We start from the raw sequence: 18,010 nt of genomic DNA on the forward strand, positions 1-18,010 counted from the left end.
GGCGGACGGTCTCGTCCGAGGATGCCAGCCGGGGGCTCACCGTGCCGAGTCGGGTCCCCCGTCGACCTCCATACGGAGCATGGGCTGCCCACTCCCCCGTTCCGGACGCGTCATGCCCATGTGGTCCCACGCCGCCGCCGTTGCCACCCGGCCTCGTGGCGTGCGCGCGAGAAGGCCGGCCCGCACGAGAAACGGTTCACACACCTCTTCCAGCGTGGTGGCTTCCTCACCGACGGCTACGGCCAGTGTGCTCAGTCCGACCGGGCCGCCCTCGTGTTGGACCAGCAGGGCTCGCAGTACGGCCCTGTCCAACCTGTCGAGCCCCAGTTGGTCGACTTCGTAGACCTCCAGTGCCGCGCGGGCGACCGGGACGGTGATCCGGCCGTCGGCCCGCACCTCGGCGAAATCCCGGACTCGCCGCAACAGACGATTGGCGATTCGCGGTGTGCCCCGCGACCTGCCGGCCACCTCGAGCGCCGCATCGGGGTCGACCGGGATGGTCAGGATGTCAGCGGCCCGCGTCACGATCCGCGCCAGATCCTGATCGGTGTAGAAGTCCATGTGTGCGGTGAAACCGAACCGGTCTCGAAGCGGCCCGGTCAGTGCGCCGGACCTGGTGGTGGCACCGACGAGGGTGAACGGCGCGATCTCGAGAGGAATCGAGGTGGCGCCCGGCCCCTTTCCCACCATGATGTCGATCCGAAAATCCTCCATCGCGAGATACAACATCTCTTCCGCGGGCCGGGCGATCCGATGGATCTCGTCGATGAACAGCACGTCGCCCTCGATGAGGTTCGAGAGCATGGCCGCGAGATCCCCGGGACGTTCCAACGCGGGGCCCGAGGTGATGCGGAGTGAGCCGCCGAGCTCCGCGGCGACGATCATCGCCAGGCTCGTCTTGCCCAGGCCGGGCGGGCCGGAGAACAGCAGATGATCCGGTACGACCCCACGCCGGGTAGCGGCGGTCAAGACCAGGTCCAGCTGCTCCCGGACCGTCTCCTGGCCGATGAACTCGCCGAGGTTTCGCGGGCGCAACGCCCCCTCGACATCCGTGTCGAACGGGGTGAGTGCAGCAGTGAGCCCGGACTCCGGCTCGCCACCCGATTCCTCGAAGGGACCCGTCATCAGCGTTTCCCGAGCGACTTGAGCGCCATCCGGAGGGCTTCTGCAGGACCCAGACCCGGATCGGAGGCCAACACCGCGGTGGCGGTCTTGTCCGCCTCTGCGGCGGAGAACCCCAGCCCTTCCAGCGCCTCGGCCACCTCGGTCGCGGCGGGGACCGCGCCACCGCTGCCGTCGGCCGAAGCCGCGCCCGCCTCGCCGGGAAGCGGCCCCACCTTGTCCTTGAGTTCGAGAACCATGCGTTCCGCTGTGCGTTTGCCGACGCCCGGGACGCGGGTGAGCGCCTTGACATCACCGGAGCCGAGCGCGCGGATCAACTCGTGCGGCTCGAGAGTGGCCAGGATCGCCAGCGCCAGTCGCGGCCCCACGCCGGACACGGTCTGAACAGTGAGGAACAGTCCCCTGGCCTCCACCGAGTCGAACCCGTAGAGCGTCAGCGAGTCCTCCCGCACCACGAGTTCGGTGTGGAGCATGCCCTCCGAACCGCGGCGCAACCCGGCGAGCGCCGCCGGTGTCGCGTGCACCAGGACCCCGACCCCGCCGGTCTCCACGACACAGCGATCCAGACCGATCTCGGCCACCGTTCCCCGGATCGAGGCGATCACCAGCGGACTCCCTTCGTTCGAGCCATCCCCCGGGCGGCTGCCCGGGCACGTTCCTGGTCCGCGGCGGATCCCCGGCCCCGGATCCCCCGCGACGCGGCCGACTCACGCGCCACCGCGACCTTCGCCTCGAAACCTGCGCGGGACCGCGCCACCTGCGCGTCCAGCGAGGCGACACGGCCCTGCATCGGAGCCCGCCAACTGTGGCATACGGCCAACGCGAGCGCGTCCGCCGCGTCGGCCGGACTGGGCGGCTTCTGCAGTCCCAGGATCCGGGTGATCATCAGCGTCATCTGCTTCTTGTCCGCGCGCCCACTTCCGGTGATGGCGGCCTTGACCTCCGACGGTGTGTGGAATGCCACCGGGATGTCCCGGTAGGCGGCGGCGAGCGCGACCACGCCGGCGGCCTGCGCGGTGCCCATCGCCGTGGACACCTGGTTCTGTGCGAAGACCCTCTCGATCGCCACGACGTCCGGCTCGTGGACGTCCATCCACTCGTCGGCGACCGTGTGCACCGCCCGCAACCGCCGCTCGAGCGGCTCGTCCGCGGTCGTCCGCACCACGTCCACGTCCAATGCGGTGACAGCCCGACCCGGTGCGGTCTCGATCAGCGCGAGACCGCACCGGGTCAGCCCCGGGTCCACACCCATGACGCGCATAGCGCCCCCTCCACGACCGGCGGTAGAACCTACGTTCGAGACCCTACCAGCGGCACGGCCGTCAGGCGTCGAGGGCCGCCAGCACGTCGTCGGGGACGTCGATGTTGGTGAAGACGTTCTGGACGTCGTCCGAGTCCTCGAGCGCGTCGATGAGCCTGAACACCTTGCCGGCGCCGTCGGCGTCGACGGTCACCTCCACCGAAGCCCGGAAACCGGACTCGGCCGACTCGTAGTCGATTCCCGCGTCCTGGAGAGCGGTACGCACCTGGACGAGGTCGGTGGGCTCGCAGACCACTTCCCACTGCTCCCCGAGGTCGTTGACCTCCTCGGCGCCGGCCTCGAGGACCGCCATGAGCACGTCGTCCTCGGTCAGCTCGGCTTTGTCCAGCACGATCTCGCCCTTGCGCGCGAACAGGTACGCGACCGAGCCGGGATCGGCCAGGTTGCCGCCGTTGCGGGTCATGGCGACGCGCACCTCTCCCGCGGCGCGGTTGCGGTTGTCCGTCAGACACTCGATGAGCATGGCCACGCCGTTCGGGCCGTAGCCCTCGTACATGATGGTCTCCCACTCGGCGCCGCCCGCCTCCTCGCCGGCGCCGCGCTTGCGGGCGCGCTCGACGTTGTCCGCCGGGACGGAGTTCTTCTTCGCCTTCTGGATGGCGTCGAAGAGAGTCGGGTTGCCGGTCGGGTCGCCCCCGCCGGTGCGGGCCGCCACCTCGATGTTCTTGACCAGCTTGGCGAAGAGCTTGCCGCGCTTGGCGTCGATCGCCGCCTTCTTGTGCTTGGTGGTGGCCCACTTGGAATGGCCTGCCATGTGTTTCTCCGCCCTCCGGGGGTGTCTGGGTCCGGGGCCCGCATGTCCGCGGGCTCCGGCGCGAGGTCTCGCTGACCGCCCAGTCTACGAGGTCGCGGCCCGTACCATGTCGAGGAAGTACCTGTGTACCCGAACGTCGTCGGTGACCTCGGGGTGGAACGAGGTGGCCAGCGCGTTGCCCTGACGCACCGCGACCGCGTGGTCGCGTCCATCGGACGCCCGGACCCGGGCGAGTACCTCGACGCCGGGGCCGATGGTCTCGACCCACGGGGCACGGATGAACACCGTCCGCAGTGGTTCCGGCCCGAGGGGGTCGACGACGAGGTCGGCCTCGAAGGAATCCACCTGGCGGCCGAAGGCGTTCCGCCGGACGGTCATGTCGATGGCCGAGAACCAGGTGGCGTCGGCGCGGGTGTCCACGACGTGCGAGGCGAGCAGGATCATTCCGGCGCACGACCCGTATACGGGCATCCCGGCGCCGATCCTCTCGGCCACCGGTTCATACATCTGGTACACGTCGAGCAGTCGGCTCATGGTGGTCGACTCGCCACCCGGCAGGACGAGGCCGTCGACGGCGTCGAGCTCCGACTGCTTCCGGACCAAGATCGCGCGGGCGCCGACCTCCTCGAGATGGCGGATGTGCTCGATCACGGCGCCCTGGAGGGCGAGCACCCCGATCGTCGGTGCGGGCCGGCTCATTCGCCGGAGGCCGGGCCGTCCGACCCCTTCCCGCGGGACAGATCGACCGGGAATGACTGGGCGCCCGGCCGGAGGCGGCGGGACAGCCCTTCCTGGGTGACCGCAGCGACAAGGCGTCCCTGACGGTCGAAGATGCGGCCCTGGGTGAGCGTGCGCCCGCCGGAGGCGGAGGGGGACGTCTGGTCGTAGAGCAGCCAGTCATCCGCGCGGAAGGGACGCATGAACCACATGGCGTGGTCGAGGGACGCGTCCTGGGTGGGTTCGCCGGGGTGCGGGATCTTGGCGGAGCCCAGAAGGGTCATGTCGGACATGTACGCCAGGGTGCACACGTGGAAGTTGGGGTCGTCGGGCAGTGTGTCGACGCAGCGGAACCAGACCCGCTGCTGGGCGGCCAGCGACGAGAGGGTCTCCATGCGGTCCCGCGGCACGATGCGGATGTCCCACTGCGCCCACTCCTCGACGAACACCCGATGGGTCTCGTCGAGATCCTCGATCGTCGGAACGGCGATCTCCTCGGGATCGATCACCCGCGGCATCGAATCCTGGTGCTCGATGCCTTCCTGGGCGACGAGGTGGAACGACGCCGACATCGAGAAGATGGGCTCGCCCTCCTGGATCGCGGTGACCCGCCTGGTGGCGAAGCTGCGGCCGTCCCGTAGGCGGTCCACCTGGAAGACGGTGGGAACGTCGGGGATGCCGGGCCGGATGAAGTATCCGTGGAGTGAGTGGACGTGCTTGTCGTCTTCGACGGTGCGGACCGCCGCGGTCAGGGTCTGTCCTGCCACCTGCCCGCCGAAGGTGCGTTGGAGGTTCGTGGTGATCGCCGGGCCCCGGTAGAGGTCGCGGTCGATGCGCTCGATGTCGAGGATGTCCTCGATCTTGTTCACGACCGCTCACCCGCGCTTCCCGGGGAGCCGGCGCGGTTCGGGCGGACGGTCGATCGCGAGCCCGCCGCCGGGCGACGGGACCGGACCCGGGGCAGGGTCCACAGGGGGGCTGCATGCATGGACAGATCCTAGCGCTGCGGGTACGCACCGCGGTCACGTGTGTCCCGGAGACGAGATCACCCCGGTGGCTCCTGGATTCGGAGCCACCGGGGTGGTTCTGCGCGCACACTCAGCCGGAGCTGATCACCAGCCGCGCTCGGCGAGCCGGTGCGGCTCGGGGATCTCGTCGACGTTGATGCCGACCATGGCCTCACCGAGACCACGCGAGATGTCGGCGAGCACCTTCGGATCATCGAAGGAGGTGGTGGCCTTGACGATGGCCTTCGCCCGCTCGGAGGGGTTGCCGGACTTGAAGATGCCGGAGCCCACGAACACACCCTCGGCGCCGAGCTGCATCATCATCGCGGCATCGGCCGGGGTGGCGATACCGCCGGCGGTGAACAGCACCACGGGCAGCTTGCCGGTCTCGGCGACCTCCTTGACGAGCTCGTACGGCGCCTGGAGCTCCTTGGCGGCCACGTACAGCTCGTCGGCGGGCAGCGACTGCAGCCGGCGGATCTCACCGCGGATGGTGCGCATGTGGGTGGTGGCGTTGGAGACGTCACCGGTACCGGCCTCGCCCTTGGAGCGGATCATGGCCGCGCCCTCGGTGATGCGACGCAGTGCCTCGCCGAGGTTGGTGGCGCCACAGACGAACGGCACCTCGAAGTCGAACTTGTCGATGTGGTTGGTGTAGTCGGCCGGGGTCAGTACCTCGGACTCGTCGACGAAGTCCACGCCGAGCGCCTGCAGGACCTGCGCCTCGACGAAGTGGCCGATGCGGGCCTTGGCCATGACCGGGATGGAGACGGCCTCGATGATGCCGTCGATCAGGTCGGGGTCGCTCATCCGCGCCACGCCACCCTGGGCGCGGATGTCGGCGGGAACACGCTCGAGGGCCATGACGGCCACCGCGCCGGCGTCCTCGGCGATCTTGGCCTGCTCGGCGGTGACGACGTCCATGATGACGCCGCCCTTGAGCATCTCGGCCATGCCCCGCTTGACGCGTGCGGTTCCGGTGGTGTTCTCGCTCGACTCGCTCACGAATAGGCCTTCCTGGCTCAGACGACGTGTGATAGACGTCCAGTGTAGGTTGCCCTCACCCGGACTCTCCAACCGCCGCCCTGGCCGGCTCCCGCTGGTTGACCCGGCCGCCTCGCCTCACCCCACTGGTGCCGGTGCATCGACCAGTTCCACATAGTCGGGCATCGGCGCGTGACCGGCGAGCCGGAGCAACCGGACGAGGGTCTGCTCGCGCAGGCTCCGTGTGTCCCGGACCGCGTCGTTGTAGAAGCGCCGCGCCATCGCGACGCGGTCGGTGACGTCGTCGATCTCGGCTTCCAGGTCGTCGGGCAGCGCGGCCGTCTCGAGCCCCGCGAGGATCACGCCGAGTCTGTTCTCCGCCAGCTCGGCATCTGGCGAGGAGCCGACGAGGTCGTCGTCACGTGCCGGGCGTCGGCGGTCGGGAGCCGGGGCGGGATCGACGCCGACCACCTCGCCCGGGAGGTGCGAGCGCGCGTCCGCCAGTGCTCGGGTCAACCGCTCCGCGCCGGCCGGGTCCCGGGCCGCGAGGTCCCGCGCGACAGCCGCACCGACGGTGTGACGGCGTTCGAGGACCCCGATGAGAGACGCCCGCGCGAGGTCGGTGCGGATATGGAGACGGTCCAGGCGGTGCGCGGTCAGGTAGGCGCCGAGCAATGCGGCGAGGACGAGGACGGCGACGACGACGAGAAGCACCACGAGCTCAACGGACACGGATCGTCTCCCCCGGCCCGCGGATCGTCTCGTACACCCGGATCACCCTGTCCGCGACGACAGGCCAGTCGTAGTCCCGCACAGCGACGCTGCCCTGCGCACGCAGGTCCGCGCGGCGGTCGTCGTCGACCAGCACGCGCGTCAGGGCCTCCCCGAGGGCTTCCGGGTCGCCGACGGTCGCGAGCTCACCGCATCCGCCGTCCCGCAGGACCCGGCGAAACGCGTCGAGGTCGGATGCCACGACCGCGGTACCGGCCGCCATGGCCTCGACGAGAACGATCCCGAAGCTCTCCCCGCCGAGGTTGGGTGCGCAGTAGACGTCGGCGGCGGCCAGGACCGCGGCCTTACGGGCGTCGTCCACGCGACCGAGGAAGTCCACGGACATACCTCGGGGAAGGCGTTCCCGTAACGCCTTCTCGTCCCCGTCCCCCATGACGCGCAGACGCAGGTCTGGAACCGAGTCGAGAACATTCGGCAGCGCGGCGACCAGGACGTCCATGCCCTTTCTGGGCTCGTCGTAGCGGCCGAGGAATGCGATGGTGGGCACGTTTGCGTACTCCGCCGACGCGTCGACCCCGGCGAAGGCGCCCACATCGACACCGTTGGGGATCTCGACCGCGTCCGAGCCGAGCGCCTCGATCTGCCAGCGCCGGGCCAGTGCCGAGACCGCGATCCGTCCGCGGACCTTCTCCAGCAGCGGCGCGAGCACCGCGTCGGAGGCCTCGAGGATCATCGAACTGGTGGTGGAGGTGTGGAACGTGGCGGTGATGGGGCCCGAGGCCATGGCCAGGGCGAACATCCCGACCCCGGGCGCGTTGGGTTCGTGGATGTGCAGCACGTCCAGCGGTGCCTCGCGCAGCCAGTTGCGGGTCGCCCGCCACGACGCCGGGCCGAAGCTCAGGCGTGCCACCGAGCCGTTGTACGGGATCGCCACCCCGGGCCCTGTGAGTGTCATCCCGGGGGCAGGGGCGTTCTCCGGCCGACCCGGTGCGAGGATCCGGACGTCGTGCCCGCGGCGGCGAAGCTCCTGGGACAGGTCCACCACGTGGGCCTGGACGCCACCGGGCGCGTCGAACGAATACGGGCAGATCATGCCGATGCGCACGGTCGGATCAGCCCTCGAGCTTTTCTCGACGCTCGGCCGACAGGTCGTCGAGCCACAGCGGCTGGAGCATGTGCCAGTCCGCGGGGTGGAGCGCGATTCCCTCGGCGAACGTGTCCGCCATGGCCTGCACGCCCGCCTCGACTCCCCCGGACACGTCGATCGGCGGGGTGATCCGCACGCGCATCGTGTCCTCGTCCTCGTACCAGAAGTGGGCCACTAGCAGCGGGGCTCCGGTCTCCACAGCGAGTTTGGCAGCTCCCGCGGGCATCCGGGTCTCCTCGCCGAAGAACGTCACGGGTACGCCGGTGTGCCGTAGATCCCGTTCGCCGGGAAGACACACGATCCCGCCCTCGGCGAGGTACGCCTTCAGCGCCTCGAGAGGCGGAACTGGCCCCCCGGAATGCGGATAGATGGTGAAGCCCAAACCCTCCCGATACTCCAGGAATCGCTGGTAGAGCGACTCCGGCTTGAGCCTCTCAGCGACTGTGGCGAATCCGCCGTAGCGGCGAGCCAGCCACGTACCACCGAGATCCCAGTTCGCCGCGTGCGGAAGTGCCACCACGACCCCTCGCCCGAGAGCGAGGGCGTCGTCGATGTGCTCCACACCGGAGATGGTTCGGTCCATCTCCTGCGCCACCGCCTCACGGTCCATGGACGGCAGTCGGAACGCCTCACGCCAATAACGAGCGTAGGACCGCATCGAGTCCCGGATCAGCTCGTCCGGGACGTCGGCGGGGGGTACGCCGAGGACGCGGGCGAGGTTCTTGCGCAACTGCGAATCGGGGCGCTGCCGGCGAGCCGCGAGATCCGCGCCCGCGCGGAACAGCCCTCGGGAGAGCCCCTCCGGCAGAGCCCGGACGACCGCCCAGCCGGCGGCATAACCGTAATCGGAGAGCGTCTGGCCCACCCGGCTCATCGGTCACCGACCGAGGCCGCGCCCTTGTCCGCCACCCGGGACAGGTAGTCGGCACGGCCACCCAGGACACGCTGGATGACCGTGATGAGGCTGCCCAGCGCGACCACCGTGACCGCCACCTCGAGGGCCCACGGGACGCCGAGTCCCTCGAGCCCTGCGCCGACGAGGACGATCACCAGCCGGTCCGCCCGTTCCATCAGCCCGCCCGGGGTGCGCAGGTCGCCCGCATCCGCCCGGGCCTTGGAGTACGAGACCACCTGAGACAGGACCATGCAGGCCAGCAGCATGACCAGGGCGAACCGGTTGGTCGGCTCGGTGTCGACGACCCACCACACGAGGGCACCGAGGATCACGCCGTCCGCCACCCGGTCGGACACCGCGTCGACGAGCGCGCCGTACGGCGAGCCGCCGTCGCCGGCCCGCGCGACGGCCCCGTCGACCAGATCGAACAGGGTGCATAGGCCGATCACGATCGCGCCCGCGAACAGATGGCCGGTGCCGAAGAACCCCACCGCCGCAGCGCAGGTCAGGACCAGGCCCGTGAGCGTGATCCCGTTGGCCGTAACGCCGATGCGTACCAGGAAGGCGGCGACGGGGTGCGCCACCTTCGTCACCCCGGACCGTCCGTACTCGCTGAGCATTCTTCTCCCCGCTTCTCAGGTGTGGCCGGGCCCGGAAGGCGTCGTGGTCCACGCGTCAGCGAGCAGCTGACGGGTCTGCTTGAGCAACTGCGGCAACACCTTCGTACCACCGGTCACGGTGATGAAGTTGGCGTCGCCGATCCATCGTGGCACGACATGTTGATGCAGGTGTTCGGAGAGCGAGCCCCCGGCGGCGCTGCCGAGATTCAGCCCCACGTTGAACGAGTCCGGATTCGACACGGCCTTGATGACGCGGAGCAGATGCTGGGTGAACGACATGAGCTCGCGGGCCTCGTCGTCGTCGAGGTCCTCCAGGTCAGCCACCTTGCGGTACGGCACCACCATCGAGTGCCCCGGGTTGTACGGGTACAGGTTCAGGACGACGTACACGTGCTCGCCCCGGGCGACCACCAACCCGTCCTCGTCGCTCATTTGCGGAATATCCAGGAACGGCTCCCCGGTCATCCCCTCGGCGGGCTCCGGCCGGGTCTCGGCGATGTAGGACATCCGGTAGGGCGTCCACAGCAACTGGAGACGGTCCTCGCCCACGCCGTACTGGCGGTAGGTCCCGGTGGATACCGGACCGCCGCCCGTCACAACCGCTCCGCGGTCGGGGCGTCGTTACGCTGCGACGAGACCCAGTGCTGGATCTTGTCCATCGCGGCGTTGCGCGAGACTCCGTTGAGCTGCGTGCCATCCGGGAACCGGAAACTCACTGCGCCGGCCTCGACATCACGGTCGCCGGCCAGCAACATGAACGGCACCTTGCCGGTCGTGTGGTTGCGGATCTTCTTCTGCATCCGCTCGTCGGAGGTGTCCAGCTCGGCCCTGATTCCCCGGCCACGCAGCTCGTCGATGATGTCCTCGAGGTGCTTCTCGTGCGCATCCGCGACGGGGATGCCCACCACCTGCACGGGCGCGAGCCACGCCGGGAACAGTCCGGCGTAGTGCTCGAGCAGCACCGCGAAGAACCGCTCGATCGATCCGAAGAGCGCACGGTGGATCATCACCGGGCGCTTCTTGGTGCCGTCGGCGGCGTTGTAGGTCAGGTCGAACAGCTCCGGCAGGTTGAAGTCCAGCTGCACCGTCGACATCTGCCAGGTGCGGCCGATCGCGTCGCGGGCCTGCACCGAGATCTTGGGGCCGTAGAACGCCGCCCCGCCCGGATCCGGCACGAGCTCGAGGCCGGAGTTCGTGGCCACGCGCTCGAGGGTCTCGGTGGCCCGCTCCCAGAGCTCATCGCCGCCGACGTACTTCTCGGGGTCCTTGGTGGACAGCTCGAGATAGAAGTCGTCCAACCCGTAGTCGCGCAGCAGGGAGATGATGAACGAGAGCACCGAGGCGATCTCGCCTTCCATCTGCTCCTCGGTGCAGTAGATGTGGGCGTCGTCCTGCGTGAATCCGCGGGCGCGGGTCAGGCCGTGGATCACCCCGGACTTCTCGTAGCGGTACACCGTGCCGAACTCGAACATCCGCAGCGGCAGCTCGCGGTACGAACGGCCCCGCGAGTCGAAGACGAGATTGTGCATCGGGCAGTTCATGGGCTTGACGTAGTAGTCCTGCCCCGGCTTGGTCTCGTTGCCGTCCGCGTCGTACTCCGCGTCCACGATCATGGGCGGGAACATGCCCTCGGCGTACCAGCTCAGGTGCTGGGACTTGCGGAACAGGTCGCCCTTGGTCATGTGCGGGGTGTTGACGAGCGAATAACCCGCAGCGAGGTGCCGCTTGAGGGAGTGCTGCTCCATCTCGTTGCGGATGATTCCGCCGCGCGGGTGGAACACCGGGAAGCCCGAACCGATCTCGTCGGGGAAGCTGAACAGATCCAGCTCCGTGCCCAACCGCCGGTGGTCGCGCTTCTCGGCCTCGGCGAGGCGGTCGAGGTAGGCGTCCATCGCCTCGGTGCTCTCCCACGCGGTGCCGTAGATGCGCTGGAGGCCTGCCTTGCTCTGGTCCCCGCGCCAGTAGGCCGCCGATGAGCGGGTGAGCGTGAACGCCGGGATGAACTTGGTGGTGGGCGTGTGCGGGCCGCGGCACAGGTCCGACCAGATGACCTCACCGGTGCGCGGGTTCAGGTTGTCGTAGGCGGTCAGCGCGCCGGCGCCGACCTCCATGATCTCGGAATCCGCCAGGGCCTCGGTTCCCTCGGAATCGCCGGCATCCGCGCGACCTTTGTCCTCGACGAGCTCGAGCTTGTACGGCTCCCCGGCCAACTCCGCGCGGGCCTCGTCGAGCGAGGTGTACTCACGACGGGAGAAGCGCTGGCCGGCCTTGATGATCTTCTTCATCCGCTTCTCGAGGTCCTTGAGGTCCTCGGGGGTGAACGGCTCGGTCACGTCGAAGTCGTAATAGAAGCCGTTCGCGATCGGCGGACCGATGCCGAGCTTGGCCTCGGGGAACTTGTCCTGAACGGCCTGCGCGAGCACGTGGGCACAGGAGTGGCGGATCACCGAACGGCCGTCCTCGGAATCGGCGCGGACCAGTTCGACCTCGGTGTCCGCCTCCGGCGCCCAGGACAGGTCGCGAAGCGCGCCCTCAGAATCCCGGACCACAACGATTGTCTCGGGGCCGCTCCTGGACTGCAGCTCACGCTCGGCGAGGATCTTCCCGGCCGGCTCCCCCGCCGGGATGACGGTGGTCACGGTCGCCGCACCCGTCACGTCGACATCGGCTTCCGGCATGCGGTTCTCGGACACGGGGGGCGATCTCCTCGGCAGTGGACGTCGGGCGGCTTGAGCCACCCGGGCTGACATCCCGGAACGCGGACGCACCGGGGCCGGTCCATGCTACCCGGGCTGTCACGGAATCCCGGATCATCATGAGGTGTTGCACCCGACATGCGCATCGATATCTGGTCCGACGTCATCTGCCCCTTCTGCTGGATCGGGAAACGCCACCTGGAGCAGGCGCTGGAGTCGTTCCGGGGCGGCCACCCGGACGTTCCGGTCGAGGTGGTGTGGCGTGCGTACGAACTCGACCCCGCGTCGCCGACACTCACGGCGGGCCAGCGGGGCGAGAGCAGTGCGCAGATGCTCTCCCGCAAGTACGGGACGCCACTGGCCGACGCGGAGACCGGGCAGGAGCAGATGGCCGAACGCTTTCGCGATCTCGGCTTGGAGTTCGACTGGCGGTCTGCACAGATCTGTTCGACGTTCGACGCCCATCGACTCTCCGCGCTCGCCAGCCGGCACGGCCGCTCGGACGTTGTCGACGAAGCAGTGCGCCGCGCCCACTTCACCGCGGGACTGGCGGTTTCGGATCCGGATGTCCTCCGACGTATCGGGATCGAGGCCGGGCTCCCCTCGGACGAACTCGACGCCCTGCTCAGCGGAGAGGACTACGCCGATCAGGTCCGGAAGGACATCGAGACCGCCCGCGAGATCGGCGTGCGGGGCGTGCCGTTCTTCGTCCTCGACGGTCGGCTCGCGGTGAGTGGGGCCCAGCCCGTCGAGGTGTTCTCCCGGGCGCTCGAACAGGCACTGGCGGGCAACGAGTCCTGACCTGACGGAGGCGGCGGGCGAAAGCGAGTCCGCGAAACCGACGAACCCCTCCCGGGCTGACCGGGAGGGGTTCGGTGACTTGGGTGGTGGTCCTAACTGGGTTCGAACCAGTGACCTCTCCGGTGTGAACGGAGCGCTCTTCCGCTGAGCTATAGGACCGCACTGTGTCGAGGCGTTCCCGCCGTGGCACTCGAACACTGTAGCAAGCGTGATCCCGGACCCCAATTCGACCCCGTGATGCCGCGACTGTCCGGGTTCGGCAGCCCATCCGGTGCCCGGCCCGTGGCGCCCGGTACGTGCCCTCCGACGGGCCCACGGCTGGTGCCTGCCGCTCGCCACGCCTGTAGTGGAAGTGCACCGAGCGTCGCACGCACCCCGGCCTTCGGGAGACCCACGCGTTCATGACCACAAAACAGCGCACATCTGCTGTTTTTGCAGTTCACACCCCATATCGGGCCCCCGATTTGTGTTCTTCATCCGGGGTCGGCTAATGTTCTTTCTCGCAGCCCGGAGCGCCTACAGCGAACCGGAACGCAGTGCGGATGTGGCGCAGCTGGTAGCGCATCACCTTGCCAAGGTGAGGGTCGCGGGTTCGAATCCCGTCATCCGCTCGGAGGGATCGAGGAGTCAGGTTGTCCTCACCAGGCTCGATACCTTTTGCGGTGGAGTGGCCGAGTGGTGAGGCAGCGGCCTGCAAAGCCGTCAACACGGGTTCGATTCCCGTCTCCACCTCCACGTCGGAGTGATCCGGCAGGAGATACCCGCGCGATTAGCTCAGCGGGAGAGCGCTTCCCTGACACGGAAGAGGTCACTGGTTCAATCCCAGTATCGCGCACCGCACAGAACGCCCCGGCTCAGCCCGGGGCGTTCGTCATTTCTCGACAACGGGCGGATTCTGGCGTCAGCGCCCCGTCGTCGCGGGCGTCAGCGCCCCGTAAGCGCCCCGGCCATCGCCGGCAGGGTCATCTCGATGTCATGCTCCTGCGCCGCCCGCGCGCGACCGCGCTCGGCCATCAACTCCCTCCGTGCCGGGTCGGCGATCAACTCCGACAGCGCATTCGCGAGGCCTTCGGGATCCCCGGGGGCGACGAGGACCCCGATGCCCTCACGGAGGTACTCCGCCGCTCCCCCGTGATCGGTGGCGACCACCGGCAGCCCCGCGGCCATACACTCGAGAACCCCGAGCGGGCCCGCCTCGGGAAGAACTGACGCCGAGACCGCGATGGCCCACCGGTCGAGCACCTGCCTGCGGTCGACGTGCCCGAGGAACCGGACCCGGCCCCGTAGATCCTCCTGATCGGCACGGTCCCGGAGGGCACGCTCGTACTCATCTTCGCCGAACAGCGCTCCGCCGGCGATCTCCACGGTCATTCCCTGGCATCGTGCGACAGCATCGAGCAGCACATCCTGGCCCTTCCAGGAGGTCAACGCGGCGAGGATCCCCACCACCGGCTCCCTGTCGGACGCGCCCACAACCTTCCCGCGGGGGATGACGACGCCGTTCGGTCGGACTATCACCCGCGGCACGAGCGGTCGTATCGATGCCGCTGTCACCTCGGAGACGGCCACCGCGCGGTGGACTCGCCGGGCGCCGAGTCTGACCGCCACACGTTGCCTCCGGCTCACGACGGTGTCATGGACGAGCCATGACGTCGTGCCGGAGGCCCGGGCCCGCGGGAACGCGAACGGGAGAGCGGGCAGGGCGAAAAGAGAATTGACGACGACGACACCGCCCTCGCCGTCACCGCGGTCACCGGTGACCGTTCGCAGGATGAGACCGGCCCGAACCCAGCGAACGATGAGACGGGCCACCGCCACCAGCCTCGCGACCCCGCCCTTTCCCTCCAGGCCGAGCGTGGGGATCCGGAGGTGCCGCGTGCCGGGGGGCATCCCGTCGACGACCGGGCCCGGCGGACTGAGAAGCACCACCTCGTGGCCCGAGTCGGCGAGCTCACCGGCCACGGCCACGAGGACGTTCTCGGCGCCGGAGCGCACACCGGTCGCATTGACGAGTACTGCGGTGCCGGCGCTCATCGACGATCTCCTGTTCCTGGTGCGGCCGGACCGGGCGTGCGTGCCGTGTTCCTCTGTGACAGCCGTACCCGCGCGGCGACATCGCCCGGATACTCCCGAACCGTTCCGGTGATGATCATCAGCCGAGGGAGTCGTAGACGGCGAGGGTGTCTGACGCGACGGCACTCCAGGTCCGGGACGCCACGACCGTGGCCGCCGCGGCCCTGAGTTCTGCACGACGATCGGTATCGGAGAGGAGGTCCCGGATCGCCCGGGTCCAGTGCTCGGCGGTGTCGCGGGCGATCACGACGGCACCGCTCCCGACCGACTCGGGAATCCCACCGACCGCGCTGGCCGCCACGACGCCCCCGCACGCCATGGCCTCCAGCGGTGGAAGCCCGAAACCCTCGTATCTCGACGCGTAGGCGACCACGTCGGCCGCGCGATACAGCGCCGGTACATCGACCTGATCGACGTAACCCAGGCCGATGCTGCCCACCGGTCGGCCCGGGCCGTCTGTACCCGCGCCCCCGAGAACCACCGGCACCCCCAGGTCTCGAGCCGCGTCCGCCACGACGTGAGGGTTCTTGCGTGGCTCGAGGGTTCCCAATTGGAGGACGAACGTCCGGGGAAGGTCGTATTTGACGCGGACCGCCTCGACTTCGGCCTGGCCCGGGATCCGCGCCCAGTCGGCCGGCGCGAGTGGCGTCACCGTGGCCACACGTCCGGTCAGCGCGGCGACACGTTCGGCGGTGAACTCCGACACCGCGATCACTGCATCTGCGCGGCGGAGAGATCGCCGCAGCAGGATGCGCTCGCCGCGTGCCCGGACCGCGCCGAAGGCCCACGGGGTGTCGAAAACCGACATGTCATGAACAGTGCTGACCGTCGGGCCCCGCTGTGCGACCGGGAGGTCGACATCCAGAGAGTGGAAGAGCGCGGCTCCCGGCGCGGGGCGGAGTCCGTGGACCGCACGTCGCGCACCACTACAGACAGGACGCGTGATCGCACGCACGTCATCCGGCAGTTCGGAGATCGCGTCCTCCTGGACGACGGCGGCGAGGCCGCGCCCCGATCCGAGGTCTGCGGTCGCCCGGATGAGTTCCCGCTCATAGGTCTGCACCCCGCTTCCGCCGGGGCGCAACGCGAGCGCACCCCAGACCACGACGCCGGTGTCGGTCACTTACCTGTGCCCTTGACCACGACCCACATGGTGAGGAGTATCGACCGGATATCCATCCACGGAGACCAGTTCTCGATATAGAAATTGTCGAACATCACGCGGTCCGCGATGCTCGTGTCGCCCCGTAGACCGTTGATCGCGGCCCATCCCGTCAAACCGGCCGGGACACGATGGCGCGAGGCGTAGCCGCGGTACTCACCGCTGAACTGCTCGACGAAGTGCGGACGCTCCGGGCGCGGTCCGACGAGCGCCATGTCCCCACGGAATACGTTGTAGATCTGCGGGATCTCGTCCAATGACGACTTACGGAGGAACGCCCCGACAGGGGAGATTCGCGGATCGCCGGCGATCGACCACTTCGTCTGGGATTCGTTCTCGTCCGCGGGGCGCATCGAGCGGAATTTGAGGAGCTCGAACTGTCGCCCGCCTTCGCCGATCCGGGTCTGCCGGAACAACACCGGGGCGTTCCTGTCGTCGAGCTTGACCGCGAGGGCGATGAGAAGGAAGAGCGGAGAGAGCAGGACCAACGCCAGGCCACTGAGAAGGAGGTCCTGGGGGCGCTTCAGGTTCCAGGCGACCGATCGGTGAGCCGAACGCTTCACCCGGATCAACGGCAGCGCGTTGATCCGGTCCATGCGTCCCTCGACGTTCATGTAGTCGAAGAGCCGGGGGATGATGAACACCTCGGCGTCCTCGTGGTCGCATTCGGTGAGCATCCGCAGCAGCTGGCGATCGTCATAGGCGCCGAATCCGATGATCACGGTGCGCACGCGGTGGCGCCGGATGAGTTCGACCAGACCTCCGGTCGGGCTCTCGAGCGGCACCCCGAGGTCCATGGCCGCGACCTCGGCGGCGAGGCCCCGCTCGGCGTCCACGAGGGCAACCGGGGACAGACCGAACTCGGACCGTTCCACGAGGGTCCGGGCGAGATCCAGACTCGTATCCCCGGTTCCGACGATCAGGGTGCGGTTTCGAAACGCCCGATGTCGTTGACGGCTCCACCGCAGCAGCGGGGCGACCACCATGCGGGTGAGCACGAGTGTCGATACGACCACCGCGGTGAACTTGATGAGGCTGAAGAGATTCATGCCCGCGTTGGCGACGACGGCACCGAAGACCGAGAGGACGGTGCCCACCACGACCACCCTCGGCAGGTCATCGAGAACGGAGATGTTGAGGCGGTGACGATACAGCGACGGCGAGAACGCTATAGCGATGACGAGTGCGGTAGCGGTGAGCCACGGTCGCTCCGGGAGAAAAAGCCAGGCGATGAGATAGATCGCGATCGAGTCCGCGAGCCGGTGCCACACGTCGAACCTGTAGCGCGGCACCACGAGGAGGAAGCGCGTGGCGCGCCCCCAGAAAGAACGTCGCTCTCGACGGCCGGCCGCCGGGGCGGGCAGCGTCGTGGCCGCGCCCGCGACCGCGGGCCGGGGCGGGGCGGGGACGCTCACAGGATCTTCCCCAGAGCTTCGATCATCGAGCGGATGCTGGTGAAGGTGGTCCGGTTCAACACCTCGTCGGGGAACTCGACGTCGAACTCGTCCTCGAGGGCGAGCATGACCTGAACGGTCTGATGGGACGTCATCCCCGCATCGAAGAGATCATCCTCGGTCTCCAGTATGTCGACCTCAACCTTGCCGACGAGAGCGGCCGCCACCGTCTCACGAACCCTGACCTCGACATCGTTGCTACTGCCCACAACCGCCCCCTCCACCTAAGCTCTCCCTTAGGGATATCAGCTATCCGCTTCAGCGTTACACCAGCAGCAGGGTAAGAATCCTCACACCGGCGGGTAGACGCCGGCGGATAGTCGATTTCGATGGGGTGCGTACGGTGCACCGTCGCCCCGACCAGGTCCGCACAACTTCGAGGATAACCGGTGGTCAGGGGCATATCCGGGATAGACCGCGACCCGGGTGCACCCCGCTTCGCGGCTCCAGCGCGCTGTGCTTTACCTCCTCGATCATGTGACCAATTCGACACGAGATAAACATTGACTGCGAGTCCAATGGAAC

General features: G+C 68.6%; 18 protein-coding genes and 4 tRNA genes. 4 read left to right on the forward strand and 18 right to left on the reverse strand.

Features of this window, described 5'->3' with window-relative positions:
* Positions 1–36: 36 nt before the first annotated feature.
* From ruvB to thrS, 13 genes are all read right to left on the reverse strand, one after another.
* Entirely contained in the window at positions 37–1,125 is a 1,089-nt protein-coding gene (ruvB, locus tag ACWGLC_RS05545; RefSeq protein WP_452098944.1) for a Holliday junction branch migration DNA helicase RuvB, read from the reverse strand.
* Positions 1,125–1,727: a Holliday junction branch migration protein RuvA gene (gene ruvA / locus ACWGLC_RS05550; protein WP_452098945.1), complete on the reverse strand. Its 603-nt coding sequence runs from the start codon at positions 1,725–1,727 to the stop codon at positions 1,125–1,127. The genes ruvB and ruvA overlap by 1 nt, the downstream gene beginning before the upstream one ends.
* On the reverse strand, positions 1,724–2,383 hold the full coding sequence (ruvC, locus tag ACWGLC_RS05555; RefSeq protein ID WP_452098946.1) for a crossover junction endodeoxyribonuclease RuvC: 660 nt from the start codon (positions 2,381–2,383) through the stop codon (positions 1,724–1,726). The genes ruvA and ruvC overlap by 4 nt, the downstream gene beginning before the upstream one ends.
* Positions 2,384–2,444: 61 nt before the next feature.
* Entirely contained in the window at positions 2,445–3,197 is a 753-nt protein-coding gene (locus ACWGLC_RS05560) for a YebC/PmpR family DNA-binding transcriptional regulator (protein ID WP_452098947.1), read from the reverse strand.
* A gap of 84 nt (positions 3,198–3,281) precedes the next feature.
* Positions 3,282–3,896, reverse strand: coding sequence for a pyridoxal 5'-phosphate synthase glutaminase subunit PdxT (gene pdxT, locus ACWGLC_RS05565; RefSeq protein WP_452098948.1), 615 nt, complete (start codon positions 3,894–3,896; stop codon positions 3,282–3,284).
* Positions 3,893–4,783, reverse strand: a complete 891-nt coding sequence (locus ACWGLC_RS05570; RefSeq protein WP_452098949.1) for an acyl-CoA thioesterase — start codon at positions 4,781–4,783, stop codon at positions 3,893–3,895. The genes pdxT and ACWGLC_RS05570 overlap by 4 nt, the downstream gene beginning before the upstream one ends.
* A 243-nt stretch (positions 4,784–5,026) precedes the next feature.
* Complete coding sequence (gene pdxS / locus ACWGLC_RS05575) at positions 5,027–5,926, reverse strand: pyridoxal 5'-phosphate synthase lyase subunit PdxS (RefSeq protein WP_452098950.1); 900 nt, start codon at positions 5,924–5,926, stop codon at positions 5,027–5,029.
* Between the two features lie 117 nt (positions 5,927–6,043).
* Complete coding sequence (locus tag ACWGLC_RS05580) at positions 6,044–6,637, reverse strand: NUDIX hydrolase (protein WP_452098951.1); 594 nt, start codon at positions 6,635–6,637, stop codon at positions 6,044–6,046.
* Positions 6,627–7,742 carry a glycosyltransferase family 4 protein gene (locus ACWGLC_RS05585; protein WP_452098952.1) on the reverse strand — a complete coding sequence of 372 codons (1,116 nt, stop codon included), beginning with the start codon at positions 7,740–7,742 and terminating at the stop codon, positions 6,627–6,629. Before ACWGLC_RS05585 ends, ACWGLC_RS05580 begins: the two co-directional genes overlap by 11 nt.
* A 7-nt stretch (positions 7,743–7,749) precedes the next feature.
* Positions 7,750–8,658 carry a phosphatidylinositol mannoside acyltransferase gene (locus tag ACWGLC_RS05590; protein WP_452098953.1) on the reverse strand — a complete coding sequence of 303 codons (909 nt, stop codon included), beginning with the start codon at positions 8,656–8,658 and terminating at the stop codon, positions 7,750–7,752.
* Entirely contained in the window at positions 8,655–9,299 is a 645-nt protein-coding gene (gene pgsA / locus ACWGLC_RS05595; RefSeq protein ID WP_452098954.1) for a phosphatidylinositol phosphate synthase, read from the reverse strand. Before pgsA ends, ACWGLC_RS05590 begins: the two co-directional genes overlap by 4 nt.
* A gap of 15 nt (positions 9,300–9,314) precedes the next feature.
* Positions 9,315–9,896, reverse strand: a complete 582-nt coding sequence (locus ACWGLC_RS05600) for an HIT family protein (RefSeq protein WP_452098955.1) — start codon at positions 9,894–9,896, stop codon at positions 9,315–9,317.
* On the reverse strand, positions 9,893–11,977 hold the full coding sequence (gene thrS, locus ACWGLC_RS05605) for a threonine--tRNA ligase (protein WP_452099066.1): 2,085 nt from the start codon (positions 11,975–11,977) through the stop codon (positions 9,893–9,895). Before thrS ends, ACWGLC_RS05600 begins: the two co-directional genes overlap by 4 nt.
* Positions 11,978–12,133: 156 nt before the next feature.
* Here thrS and ACWGLC_RS05610 point away from each other — a divergent pair, with 156 nt between their 5' ends.
* Positions 12,134–12,796 carry a DsbA family oxidoreductase gene (locus ACWGLC_RS05610; protein WP_452098956.1) on the forward strand — a complete coding sequence of 221 codons (663 nt, stop codon included), beginning with the start codon at positions 12,134–12,136 and terminating at the stop codon, positions 12,794–12,796.
* Positions 12,797–12,880: 84 nt separating this feature from the next.
* On the opposite strand, the gene ACWGLC_RS05615 is transcribed toward ACWGLC_RS05610, so the two are convergent.
* Positions 12,881–12,955, reverse strand: a tRNA-Val gene (locus ACWGLC_RS05615).
* A gap of 379 nt (positions 12,956–13,334) precedes the next feature.
* Here ACWGLC_RS05615 and ACWGLC_RS05620 point away from each other — a divergent pair.
* From ACWGLC_RS05620 to ACWGLC_RS05630, 3 genes are all read left to right on the forward strand, one after another.
* Positions 13,335–13,407: transfer RNA gene (locus tag ACWGLC_RS05620), tRNA-Gly, on the forward strand.
* A gap of 50 nt (positions 13,408–13,457) precedes the next feature.
* Positions 13,458–13,531, forward strand: a tRNA-Cys gene (locus tag ACWGLC_RS05625).
* A gap of 28 nt (positions 13,532–13,559) precedes the next feature.
* A tRNA-Val gene (locus ACWGLC_RS05630) sits at positions 13,560–13,631 on the forward strand.
* Positions 13,632–13,720: 89 nt separating this feature from the next.
* Here the strand turns inward: ACWGLC_RS05630 and ACWGLC_RS05635 are convergent.
* From ACWGLC_RS05635 to ACWGLC_RS05650, 4 genes are all read right to left on the reverse strand, one after another.
* Complete coding sequence (locus ACWGLC_RS05635) at positions 13,721–14,830, reverse strand: glycosyltransferase family 4 protein (protein WP_452098957.1); 1,110 nt, start codon at positions 14,828–14,830, stop codon at positions 13,721–13,723.
* Between the two features lie 118 nt (positions 14,831–14,948).
* On the reverse strand, positions 14,949–15,992 hold the full coding sequence (locus ACWGLC_RS05640) for a glycosyltransferase family 4 protein (protein ID WP_452098958.1): 1,044 nt from the start codon (positions 15,990–15,992) through the stop codon (positions 14,949–14,951).
* A complete protein-coding gene (locus tag ACWGLC_RS05645) occupies positions 15,989–17,446 on the reverse strand; it encodes a sugar transferase (protein WP_452098959.1) in 1,458 nt (485 codons plus the stop codon). The genes ACWGLC_RS05640 and ACWGLC_RS05645 overlap by 4 nt, the downstream gene beginning before the upstream one ends.
* Positions 17,443–17,694, reverse strand: a complete 252-nt coding sequence (locus tag ACWGLC_RS05650; protein ID WP_452098960.1) for an acyl carrier protein — start codon at positions 17,692–17,694, stop codon at positions 17,443–17,445. Before ACWGLC_RS05650 ends, ACWGLC_RS05645 begins: the two co-directional genes overlap by 4 nt.
* Positions 17,695–18,010: the final 316 nt, after the last annotated feature.

This window comes from Dietzia sp. NPDC055877 (genome assembly GCF_053615975.1).